Here is a 22,002-nt window from a genome sequence, read left to right on the forward strand (position 1 = left end):
GGAAGACTTCGACGTGCTCAACGCTACCTTCGGCCCTGCTGACCTGTCCGCTTTCTGCCGCCTCGATGAGCTCGGGCTCGTCGCGATCGGGCAGTCGATTGAGCCGGATCGTGCAGTGATCGAGTGCCGCGTGGTTGAGCCGGACGACTGGTGCGCCCGCTGCGGGGCCAAGGGGACCCCGCGCGGCACGGTCGCGCGGCGGCTGGCGCATGAGCCGTTCGGGATGCGCTCGACCGTGCTGTTGGTGCGGGTGCGCCGCTACCGGTGCTCAGGGTGCGGCCGGCTCTGGCGGCAGGCGATGACCAGCGCTGCCGAGCCGAGATCCAAGCTCTCGCGCGGCGCGCTGGCCTGGGCGCTGTCCGCTCTCGTCGTCGACCACCTCACCATTGCGCGGGTCGCGGACCATCTCGGCGTCGGCTGGCACACCGCGAACACCGCCGTCCTCGACGAGGGCCGACGCCGCCTGATCGATGACCCGGCCCGCTTCGAGGGCGTTACGGTGATCGGCGTCGACGAGCATACCTGGCGGCACACGCGACGCGGCGAGCGTTATGTGACGGTGGTCATCGACCTGACGCCGGTGCGGCGGCGACACCGGCCCGGCGCGGCTGCTCGACATGGTCGAGGGGCGCTCCAAGGCCGTGTTTCGGGCCTGGCTCGACCAGCAGTCCCCGGCGGTTCGGGACGGGATCGAGATCGTCGCGATGGACGGTTTCACCGGCTTCAAGACCGCCTCCGCCGAAGCCCTCCCCGACGCGGTGGAGGTGATGGACCCGTTCCACGTCGTCCAGCTCGCCGGCGACGCCCTCGACCGCTGCCGACAGCGCGTCCAGCAAGACACCCTCGGCCATCGCGGCCATGCCGGCGATGCGCTCTATGGCATCCGCCGCGTCCTGCACACCGGCGAGCCGATGCTCACCGACCGGCAGCGCGCCCGCATCGACGCGGTCTTCGGCATCGATGAGCACGTCGAGGTCGAAGTCACCTGGAGCGTCTATCACCGCATCGTCGCCTGCTACCGCGACGAGGACCGCCACCGAGGCCGGCGCGAGCTGCGCGCGCTCATCGACTCGCTGCGCCACGGCGTCCCCGCCGCGCTGACCGAGCTACGCCGCCTCGGCCGGACCCTGCATCGCCGAGCCGCCGACATCCTCGCCTACTTCGACCACCCCGGCACCTCGAACGGTCCCACCGAAGCGATCAACGGCCGCCTCGAACACCTCCGCGGCACAGCCCTCGGCTTCCGAAACCTGACCAACTACATCGCTCGCAGCCTGCTCGAAACGGGCGGATTCAGACCCCAGCTACACCCTCGTTTGCGATGAGCCACTGTACTCAGGTGCAGCTCCGCCAGCAAGACCCCGTAATGGGTCAAGCGCGCCGAGCTCAGGTTATGGTCGCATGGGGCTTTCACGAGAGAAAGGCTCAACCGTGGGTTCAACCAAAAGGGCTGGCGGGTAAGCGCTCGTCGTGGGCGTAGTGGCGGGCGTGTTGATGGCACTCGTACCGGCCGCCTCTGCGTCTGCCAATTTCTGCGATGGGACGGCGGATGCTTCGAGCTCCACGTACGCGAAGTCGTGGATCAACGGCAGCATTGCATTCCACAAGCGAACCACGTGCGGCGCTACTAGTGCGAACGGCAACTTGCACACCGGACAAGACTGGTGGAAGGGTGATCAGACGTGCTCTGAGTGCACAAACTGGAACATATACTCGCCAAACAATGGCATCGCGCTTTCCGTTTTCACGGATCCCTATATGGGCCGCACGTTGGTTCTGAAGTTCGGTGACGGCAACAGGGCCGCGTTTGGGCATCTTCACACTCGGGTCGTCGCGGAGAATGACTCAATCACTAAGGGTCAGTTCGTAGCGGAGAGTGGCACCAATGAGGGCGGTTCTCCCGCTTATGCCGACCATCTTCATTACAGCATGTTTTCAACGGGTTGGAACGGATGGGTCAACACTCACTTTTTCAATCCGGTGCCATTTCTTAAATTGCACGGCGTTACGTTCACGAGCACTGAGGATTAGAATATGTCTTTTATTAGAAGCAAGCGTGGGAATTCAAGCCTTGCGGGCGTTGTCGGCGCGTCCCTCGCGGTTGCCATGCTAACGAGTTGTGCGGGGCCCAGCTCGCAGGTGGGCGCGGAGGGCGATGCAACGTATTCCTCATCGTCACCAGTGCCGACCACTGCGGCATCGACGGAAACGGATGTCGCGTCACGGTGCGACGATCTTCTCGACGCGGCGACCATTGCGGCCTTCGAGAAACGAGGCTTTGTTAATCAGAGTGCTGCCTACACAGAGTCCCTATCTGGCGACTACTCCCCGGAGCCGGACGAACCGAGTTTGGCGCGTTTCTTGGCGCTGGGTGGCGTTGTCTGTGCGTGGGGACCTGTCGAGGACGAAGGCGGGGTCCTGTACGCCTATGGTCCGATCGATAAATCGCAGGCAGATAAGGAGCGCGAAGTTATGATCAAGGGTGGCGCAAAAACCGTGGATTCAACTGATTTCGAACGCTTTACGGAGCCGTACGGTTACGCGGGTGGGTATGCGTTCCTCGACGGCCATTGGGCAGCGGCCATCGGATGGGATCCCGATGGCGATTATCTGGCCGAAGTGGTGCAGAACGGCAGTAAGCAGTAGGAGCGAAGGCCGGGACGCGCAGCCGACGGTCCCGGCCAACACTCACCGGCCCACCAGGTTCCCGATCTCATCGCGGCCTTCAGCGGCGCTTCCGGGGCGTCGATCGTCTTTCGATCGTCGATGCGCGCCCGACCACATGCCACCATCCGCAGTACGGACACTGCTCTGGATGCGCGCCCTTCCACACCCGCGCCGTAACGGCCTGTGCCTCAACCAGACTCCCGATAGGCGCCCGATCGTCATCGGTTTGCGCGTAGACGACTCGACCATTCGCATGGTCTCGAACCGCCGCGACCAGTGCGGTTCCATGCCCGCTGCCCTGGGCATCTTCGTCGACCGCAACATACTCGATCGTCACCGGATCGGTGCCCGCATCGAACGCGACGAAGGCGACGACACGTCCGCTTTCCACGACGCCACGAATCATCGGTCTTGGCAGCTCGTCCCGTGCGATCTTGTCGAGTTCGGCGTCATCGACTTCGACCGCCAACCACAGCAAGTGCCTGAACTCCGCACTCGTGATCTCGTCCGTCGTCAGGGTGCGAATAACGCGATCTACTTCCAGCCCAACGGCTTCGCGACGTACTCGATGAACGACTGCAACCGGTTCGATGAGTAGGCGCCACCCAACTCCGAGGGCATGGCGCCTACAGCCGACATGCTCATTCGGCGACGATTTCCACCTTGAACCCGGCAGCATTCTCCAGCCATCCCGCGTAATGATCGGGTCCTCCGGCGTGGGGATACCTGTCGTGATAAAGCCGCTTCCAGCCGTGCTGTGGTGCGTCGATCATGATCGAATCGACGTCCGTAGGTCCTCCCGACTTGAACGCCAGGTGGTTCACCCCGACACCGCGACGGTCGTGCCCTGCTGCCGACAAGTTCGGTGACATCGTGAGGGTGAGATAGGCACCGCCCGCGCTCCAAGTTCGGCCTTCGGACCAATCGCCCGTCAACGCGAACCCGACTCGGGTCAGCAACCATGCCCACTCCGAATCGACTGATTCCAGATCGGCGACCCAAACCTCGACATGGTGAAAACCCGCCATGTCACCTCCAGCCCAACGGCTTCGCGACGTACTCGATAAACGACTGCAACTGATTGTATGAATAAGCGACTCCCAGCTGGTTGGGCACCGTGAGCAGCAGGGTGTCGGCGGCGGTGATCGCCTCGTCCTCGCGCAGCTGCTCGACGAGCACGTCGGGCTCCGCGGCGTAGCTGCGGCCGAAGACCGCGCGGAAGTCGTCGAGCTCGGCGAAGGTGTCCTCGCCGTCTCGGCCGTCGCGGCCGAAGTAGGCGCGGTCCTCATCCGTCACGAGCGCGAAGATCGACCGGCTCACCGAGGTGCGCGGGGTGCGCTCGTGGCCGGCCTCGGCCCAGGCCGCGTGGAACCTCTCGATCTGCCTGCGCTGCTGCACGTGGAACGGCTCGCCGCTCTCGTCCGCCTTGAGCGTCGAGCTCATCAGGTTCATGCCCTGCTGTGCAGCCCAGACGGCCGTGGCATCCGATCCGGCGCCCCACCAGATGCGGTCGCGCAGCCCGGGCGACTGCGGCTGGATCTCGAGCGGGCCCGGATGCGCGTTCGGGAACATCGGGCGCGGATTCGGCTCCGCGAAACGGGCGCCGTCGATCACGCGCAGGAACACCTCCGTGTTGTTGCGCGCGACATCCGCCATCGTCGATCCCTCCGGCGCGTCGTAGCCGAAGTAGCGGTAGCCGTCGATGACCGACTCGGGTGACCCGCGGCTCACGCCGAGCTGCAGCCGGCCGCCGGCGATGAGGTCGGCCGCGCCGGCGTCCTCGGCCATGTAGAGCGGGTTCTCGTAGCGCATGTCGATGACGCCGGTGCCGAGCTCGATGCGGCTCGTCTTCGCTCCCGCCGCGGCGAGCAGCGGGAACGGCGAGCCGAGCTGCGAGGCGAAGTGGTGCACGCGGAAGTAGGCGCCGTCGGCGCCGAGCTCCTCGGCGGCCACCGCGAGCTCGATCGACTGCAGCAGCACGTCCGACGCGCTGCGCGCCCGCGAGCCGGGAGACGCCGACCAGTGGCCGAAGGAGAGGAACCCGATGCGCTTCATGTGACAAGTCAACCAAAGGATGCGATCTGCCGCGCGGGGCCGTCGTCCCGCGGCGGGCGGAACGGTCTGTCCCCCGTGTGGGCCGCACCCGGAGTGGCGACTGTCATCGGCGGATGTCGCGGGGGAGACTGGGAGCCCCCGTCGCCCACCGTCTGCCCGAGATCCATGTCGTCGACAGTCATCGCCACCGGCTCCTACCCGGTCACCGAGCTGCTGCGCGCCCGCCGCCGCGCGCGCCGGCGTCGCACCATCCTCATCCTCGCGATGGCCACGACCGTCGCAGGGGCCGGACTGTTCGTCGCCGAGAACTCGACCGAGATGGCAGCCGGGATCGAGCGCATCGCGTGGAGCTTCTCGCCCGCGGCATCCGTGACGCACCTGGACGCGACGGGCGAATACGACGGCATCGACCTGTCCTGGGCCCCCGAGGATCGCGCCGCGACCTACAGCGTCACGGTCGCGACGGACCCCGGTCTCGAGCACGCGATCGCCCGGCTGCGAACCGGCACGCCGCACGTGGTGCTCAGCGGCGGACTCGCCGAGGGAACGACCTACTTCTACCGCGTGTCGTGGGTGAGCGCGCTCGGCAACGCCGGCGCCGCGACCGCGATCGAGCCCGTGACGACGGCGTTCCACGACGTCGTGGCGCCGAGCGGGGTGGTGGTCGCGCCGACGGCGAGCTCGTTCACCGTGACCTGGCAGCCCGTCGAGTTCGCGACCGGATACGTCGTGCGCATGAGCACGAGCGCCGATCCGACCACGTTCGGGACGAACCCCGGCGATGTCGAGTTCCCGGAGACCACGGCGACGACCCTGACGACGGATGCCGTCGACGCGAGCCTCGGACAGCGGCGCTACTTCACGGTACGGGCCGCGAACCTCGGCCTGAGCAGTGCGACCGCGGCCCCGGTCGGCGCGCGGATGCTCATCCCCGCTCCCGCGAACCCGGCGGCGGTGGGGGCGAGCACGAGCGGCGTGACCCTCACCTGGAGCGCCGTGGCGGGCGCGCGGCGCTACGTCGTCGAGCGCTCCGCGACCGCCGACTTCGCCACCGTCGACGGCGCGTATCCGGTTCCGGACGCGTACCAGCGGACGTCGGTGAACGGTCTCGCGCCCGGCACGCCGTATTTCTTCCGCATCCGTGCCGAGAGCGGCAAGCACCTCGGCGAGAACTCGGCCGTCGTCACCGCCACGACGCTCTCGAGCGGCTCGATCGACGCGCGCGTCGCGACCTACAACGTGCTCGACCCGACGCTCGGCACCTCGCTCGGCAGCTGGAGCGTACGCCGGAAGAACCTCGCGTCGACGATCGACGACGCGGGGGCCGACATCGTGGCGCTGCAGGAGGCCGGCTGGTCGAGGGTCGCGGGCGGCAAGACGCCCGCGCAGGACCTCAAGGGGCTCATCGACAAGAGGATGAAGCTCTCGAAGGCCGGCTACCGCGGCGACGCGATCCTCTACTCGCCGGCGAAGTACACCGCCGGGTCGCACGGCGTCATCCCCCTGCCGCGGATCAGTGGCGACGGCCAGCGGGTCGCGATCTGGCAGGTGCTGCGGGACAAGAAGACCAAGACCGCGTTCATCGTGCTCTCCACGCACCTCACCGCGGGGATCCAGAACAACGCCGGCCGGGTGAGGCAGGCGAAGACGATCCTCGCCAGGCTGCCGAGCATCAACAAGCACGGCCTGCCCGTCGTGCTCATGGGTGACCTGAACAGCTACGACGCGCGCGCGGCCGTCACGCCGATGAGCCTGTTCGCCGCCGCCGGGCTGGTCGACGCCGAGCTCTCCACACCGGCCACCGACACCCCCACCCTCAACACCTGGGTCAAGGCCACGTCGCCCACCGGCAGCGTCCGTTTCGACCACATCGCGGTCTCGTCGTCGGTCGGGGTGAACCGCACGGAGATCGAGAACCCGAAGCTGACGGGCCCGGCCTCGGATCACCGGCTGCTCTGGGCGGACGTCTCGATCCCGACCGCGTGAACCTCGCTCGGCGTCCCACGATCGTGCGACGTCGATGGGCGTCATCCGCAGGGGAGGCGGGCGATCCCACCGATGCGCTCGGGTGGATGCGCGCGGGCGCCCGGTTCAGCCGGCGGCACCGAGCAGTTCGCCGACGCCCTTCGACGCGTAGCCGAGCGCGGCGGCGACCCCCGCGTGGTAGAGGTCGCCGTCGTGGGCCTGGAGGCCGAGCGCGAGCGCGGGGTCGGCGGTGATGGCGCCGCGCCATCCGTTCTCGGCGATCCGCAGCACGTAGGGGAGCGTCGCGTTGGTGAGCGCCACCGTCGAGGTGTGCGCGACCGAGCCGGGCATGTTCGCGACGCAGTACATCGTCGACCCGTGCAGGCGGAACGTGGGCGCGTCGTGCGTGGTCGGGCGGCTGCCCTCGAAGCATCCGCCCTGGTCGATCGCGATGTCGACGAGCACGCTGCCGGGGCGCATCGCGGCGATCATCTCGTCCGTGACGAGCTTCGGGGCCGCGGCGCCGGGGATGAGCACCGAGCCGATCACGAGGTCGGCGTCGCGCACGAGGGCGGCGATCGTGTAGGCCGTCGAGAGCGCGGTCTTGATGCCGGGGTGCGCGCTCTCGATCTGACGCAGGCGCGGGATGCTGATGTCGACGACCGTCACGTCGGCGCCGAGCCCGGCGGCGTTGATCGCCGCGTGCTCGCCCGCGACGCCGCCGCCGATGACGACGACGCGCGCGCGCGGCGTGCCGGGCACGCCGCCGGTGAGCACGCCCGAGCCGCCGAGCGGGCTCGTGAGGTGGTAGGCGCCGACGATCGCCGAGAGCCGTCCGGCGACCTCGCTCATCGGCGCGAGCAGGGGGAGCGAGCGGTCGGCGAGCTGCACGGTCTCGTAGGCGATCGCCGTCGTGCCGCTCGCGAGGATCGCGTCCGTGCAGTCCCGCGCGGCGGCGAGGTGCAGGTAGGTGAAGAGCACCTGGCCGCGGCGCAGACGGTGGTACTCGGGGGCGATCGGCTCCTTCACCTTGAGCAGGAGGTCGGCCGTCGCCCAGACCTCGTCCGCCCCGGGGAGCAGGGCGGCGCCCGCGGCCGCGTAGTCCTCGTCGGTGATGCCTGCGCCGACGCCCGCACCGCTCTCGATAACGACCTCGTGGCCGCGCCGGGTGAGCTCGTTCGCGCCCGCCGCCGTGATCGCGACGCGCTTCTCGTTGTTCTTGACCTCGGTCGGTACCCCGATGCGCATGACTCGCTCCTCTCGCCGCATCCTCGGGCTCCAGGTTCGCGGTCGTTCGTTACGGCGGCGTTTCGAGCGCAGGATATTCTGCCGATTTGCAAGAGACACGTCAGATCGGGGAGTGATCATGGCTGCAGCGGGCAATTCGACGAACGATCTTCGTCCGCCCATCGACGCGGTGGACCGCGAGCTGATCCGGCTGCTGCAGCAGGATGCCCGGAGCACGAACGCGAGCCTGGCGGCATCCGTCGGCATCGCGCCGTCCACGTGCCTCACGCGAGTCCGCGCGCTCATCGAGCGGGGCGCGATCACGGGCTTCCACGCGGCGGTCGACCCGCGCGCCCTCGGGCTCGCCCTCGAGGCGCTCATCAGCATCAACATCAAGGTCGGCGCGCGGCGCGCGGTCGCGACGTTCGCCGACGAGATGCGCGCGCTGCCGGAGGTGACGCAGGTGTTCTTCCTCGGCGGGGCGGAGGACTTCATCGTGCACGTCGCGACGCGCGACAGCGATCACCTGCGCCAGTTCGTCGTCGACAACCTGTCCGCGCATCCGTCGGTCGCGTCCACTCGCACGAGCCTCGTGTTCGAGCACGACGCACCACGGATGACGGTGCCGGACTGAGCGGACGAGCGCACGTCGCGGGCGCTACCGGCCCGCCTCGTGGATCTGCTGGCGCGTCCTCGTGTGGGTGATGTCGTCCGCGGTCACCGCGATGAGCCCGAGGGTGACGCGCATCGCCTCGGCGGGGAGCTCGTGCTCGACCGTCGGAGTGTCCGTGCCGAGCTGCAGCTCGCTGCCGTCGCCCAGCGTCACGGTGCCCGAGTCGAGGTACGCGGCGACGCGCCCCCGGAGCACCATCGTGTCGTCGACCGTCACGAGGCTGACCCCGCCCTGCTCGCCCTTCACGTCGAGGTAGAAGCCGGTGATCGTGATGCTCGACGCGGTGAGGCGCAGCGCCGTGGTGGTGCCGCCGTTCGCCAGCCGCAGCTTCACGTAGGCGAGGGTCGGGATGCCGGTGAACGAGATGGAGCTGCCGCCGAGCTGTGCCGCGGGGAGCGTCACGACCGGCGCGCTCCGGTCGAGCAGCGCGTCGCTCGGGTCGAGCGGCGTCTCGTCGTCGGCGGGCCCGGTGGACGACGACCCGGTGGACGACGAACCCGGGCCGGATGTGGTGCCCGGCACGGTCGGCACGGTGCCGCCCGGGTCGATGCCTCCGGGCACGATGGCGCCCGGGTCGGTGCCGCCGGGCACGGCCGAGCCGGCGTCGACGTCGCCCGCTCCGGCGTCGCCGGTCCCGGGATCGACTGTGCCGGGGTCTCCAGCGCCGGGATCGCCGGCGCCCGGCGCCCCGGTGGTCGCGGTGGGCGAGGGCGTCGGCGTGGGGTTCGGCGTGCCGCAGCTCATCAGCACGGGGATGCAGAGGTCGGGCTGCGCGGCGTCCGCCGCGGGCGGGTCGAGCCCCGCGATGCCGGTCGCAGCGAGGGATGCCGCGAGCACGACCGCGAGGCCCGCGCCCGCGCGCGCGGCGCGCCCGCGCTGCGCGCCCGACGCCCCGTCGGGATCCGGGTCGGGGGGCCCCGTTCGATCGACCGCTCCGACGGTGCGCACGTACTCGGCGTGCGCCGCCCCGGCGCCGCTCGGATCGGTCGCCGCCGCCGGCGAGGACGGGCCGGAGGCGGGTGCGGACGGGCCCGGCGCCGGCGAGAGCGCGCCGGGCGCCGCGGAACGACGCGCCCGCGGCATCCGTCGGTCCCGTCCGTGCCGGCGCACCCGTTCGTGCCGCGGCAGCCAGGCGACGACGAGCACGCCGCCGATCGCGCCGAGCAGGAATCCGGCGACGAAACCGCCGAGGTTCGCGCCGATGAGCGAGTAGACGGCGACCACGAGGATGAGCACGCCGTACAGCAGGCGGTGCGCGGGCGTCGCGACGACGAGCACGCCGAGCACGATGAGCAGCACCGGGATGATGGTGGCCTGCAGGCCCTCGACGCCCACCTGGAACCGGATGTTCTTGAGGTCGAGCTGGCTCGACAGGAACATCTCGACGCCCGCGAGCACCGCGAGCAGCCCGCCCGGGAACGGACGGGTGCGGCGGAACTCGCGGAAGCGGATGCGGGCGCCCGGTCGAGCGCCCGCGGTCGACTGTGCGGTCACGGCGCGGCCCCCGCTCAGAAGCAGGTCTCTCCGTCGGTCAGCTCGAGGTGCATGCCCGTCAGCGTGAACACGCCGGCCTGCGTGCTCCACGCGGTCTGCTGCAGGTGGGCGATGGTCAGGGCGTCGGCGTCCTGTGCGAAGTCGCCGGCGTCGCCCTTGGCGCCCGTGTTGACGGTCGAGGCGTCGACGCCGATGCGGATGTGCGAGAACTCGGCGTCCCCGCTCAGGTCGGTCATGCCGATCTGCAGGTCGGTGGCGCTCGCGGGGGCGTCGCCGCCGCCCGCCGTGATCTTGACACCGACCTTGCCGAGCGGCGTGTCGGTGACGATCGACTGACAGAGGTTCGCGAGCGTCGCGTGCTTGATGTTCGCGATCGCGACGGAGCGCAGCGTGCCCGCGGTGTCTTTCACCGTGCCGGCGTACTGCGAGAAGCCGTCGCCCTTCAGCTGGCTCGCGCTGATCTGGAACTGGCTGCCGGAGACCGAGAACGAGACCGGCACGGCGCCGCCCGCGACGCCGCCGAGCGTCACGGTGGAGGCGATGGCGACGGGGATCGCGACGAGCACGATGCGTCCCGCGTGGGATGCCGTCATCCGTCGGAAGCCGCGCGGTCGGTCGGCGGTGGGGTTGCGTCCGTTGTCGGGCGTACGGGGTGTCATCGGTCCTCCTCGACACGACTCATGCACCCGGGGGCACGGCACCCGGGGGTGGTCGGAAGCCACCTCGGCTGGCGACGGGACGAGGCTAACCCCTACTGACTGCGCGTCAATAAGGTTGTCCACAACACACAGGAATCTCCGCGACACCCGGGATGTGGCGGCGCCGCGCGTGCGGATCCGCGCCGTAGGCTCTGGGCATGTCCGCAGAACGCCGCAGGCGGCTGAACCCGGACGACCGGCGCGCCCAGCTGCTCGCGCTCGGCGTCGCGAGCCTCGCCGAGCAGCCGCTCGACGCGCTGTCGATCGAACAGCTCAGCGCGAAGGCGGGCGTCTCGCGCAGCCTGCTGTTCTACTACTTCGGCTCGAGGCAGGGTCTGCACCACGCGGTCGTGCTCGCGGCGCGCGACGCACTGCTGCGCGCGACGACGCCCGCGCTCGAGCTGCCGCCGCTCGATCGGCTGCACGACACCCTGACGCGGCTCGTCGCCTTCGTGCGGGAGCACCGCGGCACGTTCTTCGCGCTCGTGCGCGGGTCGTCGAGCGCGGACTCCGACGCGAAGGCGCTCATCGACGAGGCGCGGGCCGTGAACGCCGAACGCCTGCTCGCCGCGTTCCTCGAGCTCGGCACGCCCGACTCGGAGCTGCTGCGCGTCGCCGTGCGGGCCTGGGTGTCGTTCGCCGAGGAGACCCTCGTCGACGGTGCGATCGCGACCGAGCTGCCGGATGCGGAGCTCGTCGCGTTCCTGCAGCGCAGCGCGACGGCGGTGGTCGCCGCCGTCGCGCCCGCACCCCATCCGGCCGGCGGGTAGCCGCCGTCAGCCGTTGAACCGCGCCGGGTGCGGTCCCGTGCGACCGTCGCGGTCGAGGGCGTCGATCGCGGCGAGCTCGTCGTCGCCGAGCGTGACGTCGAACACGTCGAGGTTCTCGGCGATGCGGCTCGGCGTGACCGACTTCGGGATGACGATGCGACCCTGCTGCAGGTGCCAGCGCAGCACGACCTGGGCCGGCGTCTTGCCGTGCCGCGCGGCGATCGCGGTGATCACCGGATCGGCGAGCACCGCGCCCTGCGCGAGCGGGCTCCACGCCTCCGTCGCGATGCCGTGCCGCGCGTTCGCGGCGATGACGTCGCGGTTCTGCAGGGCGGGGTGCAGCTCGACCTGGTTGACGGCCGGCACGACCGAGCCCGCGTCCACGAGGCGGTCCAGGTGCTCGGGCTCGAAGTTCGAGACGCCGATCGCCCGCACGCGGCCGTCGGCGTAGAGCCGCTCGAGCGCCCGCCACGTCTCGAGGTACCGGTCGTGAGCCGGCGCCGGCCAGTGGATGAGGTAGAGGTCGAGCGCGTCGAGGCCGAGCTTCGCGAGGGTCTCGTCGTACGCACGGAGCGTACTGTCGTAGCCGTGGTCGCTGTTCCACACCTTCGACGTGACGAACAGCTCGTCGCGGCGCAGTCCGGACTCGGCGATCGCGCGCCCGACGCCCGCCTCGTTGCCGTAGATCGCCGCAGTGTCGATGCTGCGGTAGCCCGCTGCCAGGGCGGTGGCGACCGCGGCGGTGGTCTCGGCATCCGGAACCTGGAACACCCCGAAACCGAGCTGGGGCACCTCGATGCCGTTGGTGAGGGTGATGGTCGGGACGGTGGTGGGTGCGGTGCTCATTCGTTCTCTTTCGACGGTGGTCGGGTGCGGGTGGTGGTGGGTCAGCCGGCAGTGGCGAGCGTGGCCACGCGATCGATCGCCGCGGCGTGGCGAGCCCGAGCGGCCGCGATCGCGACGACGACGAGGGCGGCCGCGGTGATGGACGCGCCGATCCAGATCGGGGAGGTGTAGCCGAGGCCCGCGGCGATGCCGACGCCGCCCGCCCAGGCGCCGAGCGCGTTGCCGACGTTGAACGCGCCGATGTTCGCGCCGGAGGCGAGGGTCGGCGCGGCGCCCGCGTAGCCCATGACGCGACTCTGCAGTCCGGGCACGGTGCCGAACCCGAAGCCGCCCATGAGGAACAGGGCGATGATCGTCGCGACCCCGGATCCGGCGAGCAGCGCGAACAGTGCCATGACGACGGCGAGGGCCGCGATGAAGGCGATGAGGGTACCGTCGACCGAGCGGTCGGCGAGGCGGCCGCCGAGCCAGTTGCCGATGACGAGCCCGACGCCGAACAGCACGAGCAGCCACGGCACGGTGCCGGTCGCGAAGCCGCTCACCTCGGTCAGGGTGTAGGCGATGTAGGTGAACGCGCCGAACATCCCGCCGTAGGCGAGGATCGTGATGACGAGCGAGAGCCAGACCTGGCCGGAGCGGAAGGCCGCGAGCTCGCGGCGGATGCTCACCCGCTCCTCGGGCGCGTGCAGCGCGGGCACGAGCACCCCGATGCCGACGAACGCCAGCACGCCGATCGCGGAGATCGCCCAGAACGTCGAGCGCCAGCCGAGCTGCTGGCCGAGGAAGGTGCCGAACGGCACGCCGAAGACGTTCGCCGCCGTGAGCCCGGTGAACATGATCGCGATCGCGCCGGCCTTCTTCTCGCCGGCGACGAGGCTCGCCGCGACCACCGAGCCGATGCCGAAGAACGCGCCGTGGCACAGGGCAGCGATGACGCGGCCGAGCATGGCCACCCCGTAGCCGTCCGCGACCGCGGTGAGCACGTTGCCGACGATGAACAGCACGATCAGGCTGAGGAGCACGGGCTTGCGCGGCAGCCGGGTGGTGGCCGCGGTGAGCACGAGCGCACCGATGACGACGCTCAGCGCGTAGCCGGAGATCAGCCAGCCCGCCGCTGCCTCGGAGACGGCGAAGTCGGCCGCCACCTCGGGCAGCAGCCCCATGATGACGAACTCGGTCAATCCGATCCCGAACGCGCCGAGAGCGAGGGCGATCAGTCCGATGGGCATGAGGGTTCTCCTGTTACGCTGGACAAGTAGTTGCAAGCGCTGCATGTTGCGCAAGCGCAAGACATAGTTGCACACGCAACTAGACCGCGCAAGCAAGAGATTTCGGAGGTCGGGTCATGGGCATCGGTGATGACGCGGTCGAGGTGCGGGCCCAGGGCTGGCGCACGCTCGCGGCTCTGCACGGGCTGATCGAGACGACGCTCGAGCGGGGCCTGGGCGACGCGGTCGAGCTCTCCGTCGTGGAGTACACCGTGCTCGACGCGCTCGATCGGCAGGACGGCTGGCACATGCGGATGCAGCAGCTGGCCCGCGCGACCGCGCTCAGCCCGAGCGCCACGACCCGGCTCGTCACGCGCCTCGAGGACCGCGGGCTGCTCTCCCGCGTGCTGTGCGCCGACGACCGCCGGGGGATCTACACCGAGCTCACCCCCGCGGGCCGCGACCTGTACGAGCGGGCCCGGCCGATCCACGACGAAGCCCTCGAGCGCGCGCTCGAGGAGGCCGCGACCCGCCCGGAGCTCGCACCCGTCGTCGACGCGCTGCACGACCTCGCGCTGCCCGTCGCCGGCTGAGCGCACGACCGGCACGGTCACAGCGCCGGGAAGTAGTGCTCCTCCTGCGGCTCTCCGTCGGTCAGGGCGATGACCGCGTCGAGCAGCTCGTGGTCGAATCCGGTCCAGCGGCCCGCGATCGAGCGCGTGAACTCCCCCCACGACGGCACCACGAACTCCTCGCGGTAGTGACGTTCGTGCTCACCGCTGCGGTCGAGGCGCCAGCGCCGGGCTCCGGTGCGGCGACGCGCCATCTCGACGCCGCGCATCGCGGCGACGAACTCGGCCTCCTGTCCGATCTGCACGACGTACTCGACTGCGACGATGACCGGCCCGTCATCGGCATCCGGCTCGAAGACCAGGGTCGGCGCCGCGGAGGACAACGCCGAGATCGTGCGGTCGAGCCGGCCGGTGAGCGGGTGCAGCGGAACGAACGGAACGCTTGCGGCGACCACCAGCAGCAGGCCCGCTCCGATCAGGAGGCACGCCTGTGATCCGACGTAGCCGGCGACGATGCCCCAGCCGAATGAGGCGATCCCCTGACCACCGAGGAAGACCAGGAGGTAGAACGCCATCCCGCGCGCTCGCACCCACTCCGCGAGCGTCAGCTGCATCGCCGCGTTGAGCGTCGTGAGGGTCGCGATCCATGCCAGCCCGGTGAGGATGAACGCGATCACGACGACGGGGAGGGATCCGGTCGCGGGTGCGATCAGGCCGGCCGCGTAGACGATGGCGGAGCCCGCCAGCACCCAGGAGGGCGAGAGCCGACGGCGCAGCGTCGGCATCAGAGCGACGCCCAGAACGGCACCCGCGCCCAGCACCCCGAGGAGCAGGCCGTAACCGGACGAGCCGAATCCGAGCTCACTGTCGGCGACCGACGGCAACAGCGCCCACAGCACGCACGCGGGGATCACGAAAAGCGCGGACCGCAGCAGGATGCGGCGAACGCCGGGCGCGGCGCGCACGTAGCGGAGACCCGCGGCGGCGGCGGGACCGAACGCCTCACGGCCGAGGGCCGGTCGTCGGGCGGGACGCTTCCACCAGATCAGCACGCCGGTCACACCGACGAACGACGCGGCGTCGAGGGCGAATACCAGCGTCGGCCCGTTCAGGCTGACGAGAACGCCGGCCACCGCGGGCCCGATCGCCCGGGCGGCGTTGACCGTGATGCTCGACAGGGATGCCGCCGCAGCGATCTGCTCGCGGGGGACGAGTTCTGGTTGGATCGCCTGCCACGCTGGGTTCGTGAGCGCGGCGAGCGATCCCAGCACGAACGTCATGACCAGCAGCGACCACGGGGTCAGTGCGCCGGTGCTGCTGAGCAGCCACAGCACGCCAGCGGCCACCGTGGAGGCGGCGGTCGTGACGATGAGCAGCAGACGACGGTCGGCGGAGTCGGCGAGCACGCCCGCGACGAGGGACAGTAGGAGCACCGGGAGCAGAGATGCGGTCTGCACCCAGGCCACCAGCGCGGGCGATCGCGTCGTCTCGAGCAGGAACCACTGCGCTCCCACCGACTGCATCCAGGTGCCGACGTTCGAGCCGAGCTGAGCGGACGAGAGGTTGCGGAAGGTCGCGCGAGCGAGCGGCGCCCATGCCCCGCTCGACGCCGCGCTCCGAGTCCGCCGGTCAGCCATGGAGTGACCCGGGTACCCGTCGGGTCGAGGTCATGACTGCTCCTCCGGCGGCTCGAGAGCCGGCCACGAGCCGAGACTCGAGGCCGCCCGATGCGTGGCGTGGAGGAAGTCCGCGACCAGGCCATCGGGGTCGGGCGCGGCTCGCACCCGCTCGACCGGCAGCAGGAACTCGCCCCACTCCTCACTGAAGAACGCGGCGTCCGGCACCGCTGCATCCGCGTATCCGGGCGGCGACGGGTATGCGTACGAGTAGAAGGCGCCGTCGGTACCTCCGCCGGGCCAGAATCCGGCGCTGCTGATCTCGTCCGAGTAGCCCTCCACCATGACGCGGTCCGGGCAGTTCACGATTCCGCCGGGGTGGCGCGGTGCCGGCCGGCCGGAGAACCTGGTCACCGCGAGGTCCATGGCGCCCCAGAAGAAGTGCACCGGACTCGCCTTCCCGCGGAACTCGGACCGGAACACCTGCAGCAGTCGCTGAGCATCGATGAGCTGCCGCCAGAACGCCTGCGCGTGCTCGGGAACGTAGGAGCGGTGCAGGGTGTCAGCGGCGAACGGGATGGCCACGGGAACCTCGTTCGGATACGCGTGAATGCTGATCGCGAGTCCGAGTTCCCGCAGCGTGGAGAACACCCACCGGTGGAAGCCAGCCACTGACAGCCCCTCGAGTGCGACGTCTCGACGATCACCCCCACTGGTGCGGATGACGAGCGAGTGATCGATGAAATCGAACTCGATGTCGAGCACGCCCGCCGCGGTCGGGATGGCCCCCGTGACGAGCCCGCGTGCGGAGAGCCGTAGCGTCGTGTGCCACCAGTGGTTCAGCGGTGGCGACGCGGCCATCTTGATCTTGCCGACGATCTGCAGCCACATGTGCAGGGTGTCACGAGTGGGCTGCCACTCGGCCACGGGCAGTGCAGGCAGCCCGCCCGCTGGAGTCGACCTCTCGGCCGGCTCAGGCATCCGCGTCGCCGACGGGCTTCGGTTCACCGGTCACTGGGGTGGTCCTCTCGTTCACACTCAGCCGAGCTCGTCGATGGCGTCGGTGATGACCTTCGCGACCGCGGCCGGGTGGGTCTGCATGACGAGGTGCGGCGCGTCGATCTCTACCACCGAGCGCAGTCCGGCGCGCTGGTAGCCGAAGCGCTCGACGTCGGGATTGATGGTGTGGTCCGCGCTCGAGACGATTCCCCAGGCCGGCCTGCTCTGCCACGCTGCAACGGATGCGGCCTCGCCGAACGCGATCGCGGAGAGCGGTCGCTGCGAGACCGCGAGAACCTCCGCGACGGCCGGCTCGACCCCAGCGGCGAATACGGCCGGGAAGGCGTCGATCTTCACCGACACGTCAGTGCCGTCGGTGCCGTCGGGGAGCGTGTAGGGCGTGTAGACGAGGTTCGCTGCGAGATCGGAGTCGGGGAAGCCGCCCTGCAGCTCACCGAGGCTCTCACCCTCCTTGAGCGCGTAACCCGAGACGTAGACGAGTCCGACGACGTTCTCGGCGACGCCGGCAACCGTGATCACCGCGCCCCCGTACGAGTGGCCGGCGAGCAGCACCGGACCGTCCACCTGCTCGACGTAGCGCCGGATGTACTCCGAGTCGCCCGACAGGGAACGGTTGAAGACGGGCGGGACGAGCACGGTGTAGCCCTGGTCCAGCAGGGTGCGGGTGACCGGACCCCAGCTGGCGGCATCCGCGAACGCGCCGTGGACGAGGACGATGGTGGGCTTCATGGTTGGCTCCTCGAGATCGCAGCCGCCGGTACCGGTGCGGACTGTGGGTGGATGCGGCCGGCTCCGGTCACACGCCCAGTCTTCTGTCGGCTCGCGCGCGACAGAACAGCGGACTCGGACATCCGCGTCGCACTTTCGGACCCCGCCGGGACGTCGACGCGGTCGTCGATGATCGTGGCGACGGAGGTGGCAGTGGTAGCGCGGCTCCAGTGCGTGCGCCACCATGACTCTGTGACCGGAGAGATCCCACGAACCTCGCCGCCCCCGATCGAACGCTCCGCGCGTGCATCGTCCGCTCAGCACGACCGGAAGCGGCGGGTTGGATTCCTGCTTTCCGACGGGGTGAAGCTGCTCGACGTCGTCGGCACCGGCGAGGTATTCATCGAGGCCAACCAGGCTGTGCCCGGCTACGAGGTCGTGCTGCTCTCTGCCGACGGCTCTGACGTCGTGACGTCGCTCGGCTCCCGCATCGAAGTGCACGCATCCGCGCAGGAGGCGGGGGAGCTCGATGTGCTCCTGGTGCCCGGCAGTGAGCTCTCGCCCGACGTGTACGTGACGTGCGAACTCGTGGCGGCCGCGACCGCTGCCGCACGCCACGCGCGACGGATCGGGTCCACCTGCAGCGGGGCGTTCGTGCTGGCAGCGGCCGGGCTGGTGCGCGACCACACCGTCGTGACGCACTGGAAGTTCACCGAGCAGCTCGCGAAGCGATGCCCACGGCTCACGGTGAAGGATGACGCGCTCTTCACGCGCGATCGCAACGTCTTCACGAGCGCGGGCGCCGCGGCGGGAATGGACCTCGCGTTGGCGCTCGTCGAGGACGACTACGGCGCTGCGGTGGCTCGCCGGGTCGCCCGGTATCTGCTCGTCTACATGCAGCGCTCCGGCGGTCAGTCGCAGTTCTCGGTGTTCCTCCGGACACCGGTGCCCGACTCGGGAGCTGTGCGCGCTGCCATCGACTTCATCGAGCAGAACCCCGGGGCTGCGCTCACCGTGGAGAGCCTGGCGCGGAGCGTGTCGGTCAGCTCTCGTCACCTGGCGCGGCTGTTCCGCGACGAGCTCGACATGTCTCCGGCACAGTTCGTGGCGACCCGACGATTCGAGTGCGCCGTCGGTCTGCTCGAGTCCGGGGCGACCGTCGCCGAGGCGGTGCGGATGTCGGGCTTCGGGAGCGCAGACGCGATGCGGAGGGCATTCTCGTCACGGCTGGGCATCTCGCCGTCGTCCTATCAGCGGCGTTTCCTGACCACGGCGCCGATCGTTCCCGACGGCCGGGTGCCCGACGTCGAGCGTCTCGCGGAAGCCGTCTGACTCCCGGGTTCCGATCGTCGCGCCCTCCTACTCGCGGGCCCAGCGCTGGAGGATCTCGGCAGCCCGCGCGAGGGCCGCGCGATCGGCGTCGTCGAGCTCGTCGAGCTTGGACTCGAGCCACGCGGTGCGCTCCGCCCGGGCGGCGCCGGCGAGTCGTGCGCCCTCCTCGGTGACGTGGAACATCACGCGGCGGCCGTCGTCCGGGTCGGGGCGGCGCTCGGCGTAGCCGGCCGACGTCAACCGGTTGACGGTCTGGCTCATGGCCGCCGGCGTCACGCGCTCGCGCTCCGCGAGCGCGCCGAGGGACTGCGGCCCGGCCCGGTGGAGGTGGGACAGCACCCAGAACGCCGCATCGCCGAGCTCGCCCTCGGGGCGACTGGCGCGGATGCGGCGGTAGATGCGGCCGATGGCGGTGCGCACGCTCGTGCCGAGCTCGTCCTCGTGGTCCACGCGCCCAGTGTACCGAAGTCTTTAGTATACTTAAGGAAAGTCCGAACCGACGGGAGTCCCGATGCCTATCACCACCCTCGACGAGCGCAGTGCGCTCATCGCCATCGACCTGCAGAAGGGCACGCTCGCGGGCGTGGCGCCCGACCGCGGCGCCGAGCTGCTCGCGACGAGCCGGCGCCTCATCGACGCGTTCCGCGATCGATGTCTGCCGGTCGTGCTCGTCAACGTCACCGGGGGAGCCCCGGGACGCACGGATGCCGGCCCGGGCGCACCGCGCCCCGAGGGCTGGACCGAGCTGATGCCCGAGCTCGGCGATCACCCCGACGACGTGCTCGTCACGAAGACCGTGTGGAGCGCGTTCGTCGGCACCGACCTCGACGAGCGGCTGCGCGCGCAGGGCGCCACCCAGGTCGTCGTCATCGGCGTCTCCACGAGCATCGGCGTCGAGTCGACGGCGCGCGACGCGTACGCGCTCGGCTACCACGTGAGCATCGCGACGGATGCCGTGGCCGACTTCCGCGACGACGTCGCCGCCAACAGCATCGCCAACATCTTCCCGCGCCTCGCCGAGACGGGAACCGCGGACGACATCATCGCCGCGCTCGACGCCCGCTCGCTGTGACCGCCGGGTCGGCGGCCGGGCCGCAGCCCGCATCCGCGAAGCCGTTCGGCTGGCGCTTCGTCGCGCCGCTCATGGTGGGGTCGAGCCTCAACCCGATCAACACCTCGATGATCGCGACGGCGCTCGTCGGCATCGGCACCGACTTCGAGGCGTCGCCCGGCACGACCGCCGCGCTCATCTCGGTGCTCTACCTGTGCAGCGCGGTCGCGCAGCCCACGATGGGCAAGCTCGCCGCGCTCGTGGGCCCGCGGCGCACGTTCCTCGGCGGCATCGTCGTGCTGCTCGTCGCGGGCGTGATCGGGGCCGCCGCGCCCGCGTTCTGGGTGCTGCTGATCTCCCGCGGCCTCATCGGCATCGGCACCTCGGCCGCCTACCCGACGGCCATGACGCTCATCCGGCGCCGTGCCGACGACCTCGGCACGGGAACACCGGCGCGCACGCTCGGCAGCCTGAGCATCGCCGCGCAGGTGACGGCGACGTTCGGCCTGCCGCTCGGCGGCGTGCTCGTCGGCGCGTTCGGCTGGCGCTCGATCTTCGCGGTCAACATCCCGGTCGCGCTCGTCTGCCTCGTGCTCACGCTCACGGGCGTGCCCCGGGACGCTCCCGCCGAGCGGCGGGACTCGCGCGGCTTCCTCGTCGCGCTCGACCTGCCCGGCATCGCGCTGTTCGCGGGCACGATCGTCGCGCTGCTGCTGTTCCTGGCGGGGCTCGCGGCGCCGGACTGGTGGCTGCTCGCGATCGCCGTCGTGCTGCTCGCGCTCCTCGTGCTGCGCGAGCTGCGCGCCGCGAATCCGCTGCTCGACGTGCGGATGCTGCGCCGCAACGCCGCCCTCGACCGCACCTACCTGCGCCTGTTCGTCATCGCGCTCATCAACTACTCGGCACTGCTCGGCGTCAGCCAGTGGCTCGAGCAGGCGCGCGGACTCACCGCGGGACAGGTCGGGCTCGTCATGCTGCCGCTCACGGCGGTCTCAGCCGTCATCGCGCGAGTGGTCTCGAACCGCGGCTGGGTGCGCTGGCCGCTCATCGCGGCCGGGCTCGGACAGATCGCGGCCGGGTTGATCTCGCTCGCGATCACGAGCGAGTCGAGCATCCTGCTCGTCATCGGCATGACCATCGTGCTCGGCGCGGTGAACGGGGCGAGCGGCTTCGGCAACCAGGCGTCGCTCTACCTGCAGGCGCCGCCGGATCAGATCGGAGTCGCCTCGGGACTGCTGCGCACGTTCATGTACGTCGGCGCGATCTTCTCGTCGAGCCTGCTCGCGATCGCCTACGGCGACCGGGCGACGGACGCCGGCTTCCACGCCCTGTCGCTCGCGCTCGTCGGCGCGGGCGCCGTGCTCGCACTGCTCGCCGCCCTCGACCGGCGCATCCCGTCGACCGCGCGCTGACCGTGACGCGCCTCAGGCCGGCCAGCCGTACAGGCCGCCGGCGTCCACGATCACGACCGCCCCGAACACGAACGCCGGAGCGGAGAGCACGAGCGTGACGGCGAAGGCGATGAGCGGCCCCGCGCCGCCGCCCGTGCTGCGCCGGGACTCGCGCGTGCGCACGGCGAGGTAGGGGAGCGGCGTCGCGAGGGCGAGCAGCGGGGTCGGGCGCGACGCGTACCCGGCCGCGCGCATCCGGGAGGCGTCGACGACCGCGAGCAGCACGGTCACGGCGTAGAGCGCCGCGAGGTAGGGCAGCGGCGGGATCATGATGCCGAGGCCGAACGCGAGCACGATGTACGCGAGCGTCGCGAGCAGGGGACTCGCGCCGAGCAGCCAGGTGGTGCCGTCCGTCGGGGGGAGGTGGACGACGCGCGCCACCGGGGCGGGCGGGGCCGCCCCGTCGTGGCGCCCCATCGGGCGCACGGGCCCGAACGTGTCCCACGGCGGGCGCGGGACCGGCGGCGTGCCCGGGGCCGCCGGCGCGGCGGCCGGCGCGGCGGCCGGGGGCTCCGGGGCGCCGGTGCGCGTCTCATCCGTCCAGCCGACGCCGCTCCACCAGCGCTCGGGGGCGAGCTTCGCGGGGTCCGGGTACCACCCGGGCGGCGGGAGCGTCGACACCTGCACATCGTAGGCGCGCCCGTCCGGG

22 protein-coding genes and 1 pseudogene are annotated in these 22,002 nt (G+C 70.6%); 10 read left to right on the forward strand and 13 right to left on the reverse strand.

Annotated elements, in window-relative coordinates; genetic code table 11:
* Positions 1-13: 13 nt before the first annotated feature.
* From QT381_RS01765 to QT381_RS01770, 3 genes and pseudogenes are all read left to right on the forward strand, one after another.
* Positions 14-1,325, forward strand: a pseudogene (locus QT381_RS01765) (ISL3 family transposase).
* A 169-nt stretch (positions 1,326-1,494) separates the two neighbouring features.
* Positions 1,495-2,031, forward strand: coding sequence for a M23 family metallopeptidase (locus tag QT381_RS15720; protein ID WP_353889748.1), 537 nt, complete (start codon positions 1,495-1,497; stop codon positions 2,029-2,031).
* 150 nt (positions 2,032-2,181) lie between these two features.
* On the forward strand, positions 2,182-2,646 hold the full coding sequence (locus QT381_RS01770) for a M14 family metallopeptidase (RefSeq protein ID WP_289246944.1): 465 nt from the start codon (positions 2,182-2,184) through the stop codon (positions 2,644-2,646).
* 79 nt (positions 2,647-2,725) lie between these two features.
* On the opposite strand, the gene QT381_RS15725 is transcribed toward QT381_RS01770, so the two are convergent.
* Genes QT381_RS15725 through QT381_RS01785 form a run of 3 tightly spaced genes read right to left on the reverse strand, consistent with a single transcriptional unit; the run spans position 2,726 to position 4,722 of the window.
* Entirely contained in the window at positions 2,726-3,346 is a 621-nt protein-coding gene (locus QT381_RS15725; RefSeq protein ID WP_353889747.1) for a GNAT family N-acetyltransferase, read from the reverse strand.
* Positions 3,309-3,695 carry a VOC family protein gene (locus QT381_RS01780; protein WP_289246946.1) on the reverse strand — a complete coding sequence of 129 codons (387 nt, stop codon included), beginning with the start codon at positions 3,693-3,695 and terminating at the stop codon, positions 3,309-3,311. Before QT381_RS01780 ends, QT381_RS15725 begins: the two co-directional genes overlap by 38 nt.
* A 1-nt stretch (position 3,696) precedes the next feature.
* Complete coding sequence (locus QT381_RS01785) at positions 3,697-4,722, reverse strand: LLM class flavin-dependent oxidoreductase (RefSeq protein WP_289246947.1); 1,026 nt, start codon at positions 4,720-4,722, stop codon at positions 3,697-3,699.
* A gap of 165 nt (positions 4,723-4,887) precedes the next feature.
* Between QT381_RS01785 and QT381_RS01790 the strand changes: the two genes are divergently transcribed.
* Positions 4,888-6,708, forward strand: a complete 1,821-nt coding sequence (locus QT381_RS01790; RefSeq protein WP_289246948.1) for a fibronectin type III domain-containing protein — start codon at positions 4,888-4,890, stop codon at positions 6,706-6,708.
* Between the two features lie 105 nt (positions 6,709-6,813).
* Here QT381_RS01790 and ald read toward each other — a convergent pair whose 3' ends face one another.
* Positions 6,814-7,935, reverse strand: a complete 1,122-nt coding sequence (ald, locus tag QT381_RS01795) for an alanine dehydrogenase (protein WP_289246949.1) — start codon at positions 7,933-7,935, stop codon at positions 6,814-6,816.
* 118 nt (positions 7,936-8,053) lie between these two features.
* Here ald and QT381_RS01800 point away from each other — a divergent pair, with 118 nt between their 5' ends.
* Positions 8,054-8,548 carry an Lrp/AsnC family transcriptional regulator gene (locus QT381_RS01800; protein ID WP_289246950.1) on the forward strand — a complete coding sequence of 165 codons (495 nt, stop codon included), beginning with the start codon at positions 8,054-8,056 and terminating at the stop codon, positions 8,546-8,548.
* A gap of 24 nt (positions 8,549-8,572) precedes the next feature.
* On the opposite strand, the gene QT381_RS01805 is transcribed toward QT381_RS01800, so the two are convergent.
* Both QT381_RS01805 and QT381_RS01810 read right to left on the reverse strand, forming a co-directional pair.
* On the reverse strand, positions 8,573-10,081 hold the full coding sequence (locus tag QT381_RS01805; protein ID WP_289246952.1) for a DUF6114 domain-containing protein: 1,509 nt from the start codon (positions 10,079-10,081) through the stop codon (positions 8,573-8,575).
* A gap of 14 nt (positions 10,082-10,095) precedes the next feature.
* Positions 10,096-10,674, reverse strand: a complete 579-nt coding sequence (locus QT381_RS01810) for a DUF6230 family protein (RefSeq protein ID WP_289247242.1) — start codon at positions 10,672-10,674, stop codon at positions 10,096-10,098.
* Between the two features lie 263 nt (positions 10,675-10,937).
* Between QT381_RS01810 and QT381_RS01815 the strand changes: the two genes are divergently transcribed.
* Entirely contained in the window at positions 10,938-11,549 is a 612-nt protein-coding gene (locus QT381_RS01815; protein WP_289246953.1) for a TetR/AcrR family transcriptional regulator, read from the forward strand.
* A 6-nt stretch (positions 11,550-11,555) separates the two neighbouring features.
* On the opposite strand, the gene QT381_RS01820 is transcribed toward QT381_RS01815, so the two are convergent.
* Positions 11,556-12,395: an aldo/keto reductase gene (locus QT381_RS01820; RefSeq protein WP_289246955.1), complete on the reverse strand. Its 840-nt coding sequence runs from the start codon at positions 12,393-12,395 to the stop codon at positions 11,556-11,558.
* 41 nt (positions 12,396-12,436) lie between these two features.
* On the reverse strand, positions 12,437-13,624 hold the full coding sequence (locus QT381_RS01825; RefSeq protein ID WP_289246957.1) for an MFS transporter: 1,188 nt from the start codon (positions 13,622-13,624) through the stop codon (positions 12,437-12,439).
* A 116-nt stretch (positions 13,625-13,740) separates the two neighbouring features.
* On the opposite strand from QT381_RS01825, the gene QT381_RS01830 reads away from it, so the two are divergent.
* Positions 13,741-14,196 (forward strand): MarR family winged helix-turn-helix transcriptional regulator, encoded by a 456-nt coding sequence (locus tag QT381_RS01830; RefSeq protein ID WP_289246959.1) that lies wholly within the window; start codon positions 13,741-13,743, stop codon positions 14,194-14,196.
* 17 nt (positions 14,197-14,213) lie between these two features.
* Here QT381_RS01830 and QT381_RS01835 read toward each other — a convergent pair whose 3' ends face one another.
* From QT381_RS01835 to QT381_RS01845, 3 genes are read right to left on the reverse strand one after another with little or no spacing between them, the layout of a single operon-like run.
* The gene (locus tag QT381_RS01835; protein WP_289246960.1) at positions 14,214-15,812 is read right to left on the reverse strand and encodes an MFS transporter; all 1,599 of its coding nucleotides are present in this window, start codon (positions 15,810-15,812) and stop codon (positions 14,214-14,216) included.
* Between the two features lie 30 nt (positions 15,813-15,842).
* Positions 15,843-16,772: a DUF5996 family protein gene (locus QT381_RS01840; protein WP_289246962.1), complete on the reverse strand. Its 930-nt coding sequence runs from the start codon at positions 16,770-16,772 to the stop codon at positions 15,843-15,845.
* 57 nt (positions 16,773-16,829) lie between these two features.
* Entirely contained in the window at positions 16,830-17,540 is a 711-nt protein-coding gene (locus QT381_RS01845; RefSeq protein ID WP_289246963.1) for an alpha/beta fold hydrolase, read from the reverse strand.
* Between QT381_RS01845 and QT381_RS01850 the strand changes: the two genes are divergently transcribed.
* Positions 17,514-18,851: a GlxA family transcriptional regulator gene (locus tag QT381_RS01850; protein WP_289246964.1), complete on the forward strand. Its 1,338-nt coding sequence runs from the start codon at positions 17,514-17,516 to the stop codon at positions 18,849-18,851. The two genes, QT381_RS01845 and QT381_RS01850, sit on opposite strands and share 27 nt — an antisense overlap.
* 27 nt (positions 18,852-18,878) lie before the next feature.
* Here QT381_RS01850 and QT381_RS01855 read toward each other — a convergent pair whose 3' ends face one another.
* Entirely contained in the window at positions 18,879-19,301 is a 423-nt protein-coding gene (locus QT381_RS01855; RefSeq protein WP_289246965.1) for a MarR family winged helix-turn-helix transcriptional regulator, read from the reverse strand.
* Positions 19,302-19,362: 61 nt separating this feature from the next.
* On the opposite strand from QT381_RS01855, the gene QT381_RS01860 reads away from it, so the two are divergent.
* Complete coding sequence (locus QT381_RS01860; protein ID WP_289246966.1) at positions 19,363-19,923, forward strand: isochorismatase family protein; 561 nt, start codon at positions 19,363-19,365, stop codon at positions 19,921-19,923.
* Positions 19,920-21,314: an MFS transporter gene (locus tag QT381_RS01865; RefSeq protein WP_289246967.1), complete on the forward strand. Its 1,395-nt coding sequence runs from the start codon at positions 19,920-19,922 to the stop codon at positions 21,312-21,314. The genes QT381_RS01860 and QT381_RS01865 overlap by 4 nt, the downstream gene beginning before the upstream one ends.
* 12 nt (positions 21,315-21,326) lie before the next feature.
* Here QT381_RS01865 and QT381_RS01870 read toward each other — a convergent pair whose 3' ends face one another.
* Entirely contained in the window at positions 21,327-21,974 is a 648-nt protein-coding gene (locus QT381_RS01870) for a DUF2510 domain-containing protein (RefSeq protein WP_289246968.1), read from the reverse strand.
* Positions 21,975-22,002: the final 28 nt, after the last annotated feature.

It is taken from the genome of Galbitalea sp. SE-J8, assembly GCF_030345695.1.
Classification (GTDB): domain Bacteria; phylum Actinomycetota; class Actinomycetes; order Actinomycetales; family Microbacteriaceae; genus JAUASV01.

Bases quoted from the DNA above. Each gene is read 5' to 3' on its own strand.
- QT381_RS01845 (WP_289246963.1), bottom strand. From the start codon at position 17,540: ATGAAGCCCACCATCGTCCTCGTCCACGGCGCGTTCGCGGATGCCGCC.
- QT381_RS01835 (WP_289246960.1), bottom strand. From the start codon at position 15,812: ATGGCTGACCGGCGGACTCGGAGCGCGGCGTCGAGCGGGGCATGGGCG.
- QT381_RS15720 (WP_353889748.1), top strand. From the start codon at position 1,495: ATGGCACTCGTACCGGCCGCCTCTGCGTCTGCCAATTTCTGCGATGGG.
- QT381_RS01800 (WP_289246950.1), top strand. From the start codon at position 8,054: ATGGCTGCAGCGGGCAATTCGACGAACGATCTTCGTCCGCCCATCGAC.
- QT381_RS01830 (WP_289246959.1), top strand. From the start codon at position 13,741: ATGGGCATCGGTGATGACGCGGTCGAGGTGCGGGCCCAGGGCTGGCGC.
- QT381_RS01840 (WP_289246962.1), bottom strand. From the start codon at position 16,772: ATGCCTGAGCCGGCCGAGAGGTCGACTCCAGCGGGCGGGCTGCCTGCA.
- ald (WP_289246949.1), bottom strand. From the start codon at position 7,935: ATGCGCATCGGGGTACCGACCGAGGTCAAGAACAACGAGAAGCGCGTC.
- QT381_RS01780 (WP_289246946.1), bottom strand. From the start codon at position 3,695: ATGGCGGGTTTTCACCATGTCGAGGTTTGGGTCGCCGATCTGGAATCA.
- QT381_RS15725 (WP_353889747.1), bottom strand. From the start codon at position 3,346: ATGCTGCCGGGTTCAAGGTGGAAATCGTCGCCGAATGAGCATGTCGGC.
- QT381_RS01825 (WP_289246957.1), bottom strand. From the start codon at position 13,624: ATGCCCATCGGACTGATCGCCCTCGCTCTCGGCGCGTTCGGGATCGGA.
- QT381_RS01790 (WP_289246948.1), top strand. From the start codon at position 4,888: ATGTCGTCGACAGTCATCGCCACCGGCTCCTACCCGGTCACCGAGCTG.
- QT381_RS01785 (WP_289246947.1), bottom strand. From the start codon at position 4,722: ATGAAGCGCATCGGGTTCCTCTCCTTCGGCCACTGGTCGGCGTCTCCC.
- QT381_RS01810 (WP_289247242.1), bottom strand. From the start codon at position 10,674: ATGACGGCATCCCACGCGGGACGCATCGTGCTCGTCGCGATCCCCGTC.
- QT381_RS01860 (WP_289246966.1), top strand. From the start codon at position 19,363: ATGCCTATCACCACCCTCGACGAGCGCAGTGCGCTCATCGCCATCGAC.
- QT381_RS01820 (WP_289246955.1), bottom strand. From the start codon at position 12,395: ATGAGCACCGCACCCACCACCGTCCCGACCATCACCCTCACCAACGGC.
- QT381_RS01815 (WP_289246953.1), top strand. From the start codon at position 10,938: ATGTCCGCAGAACGCCGCAGGCGGCTGAACCCGGACGACCGGCGCGCC.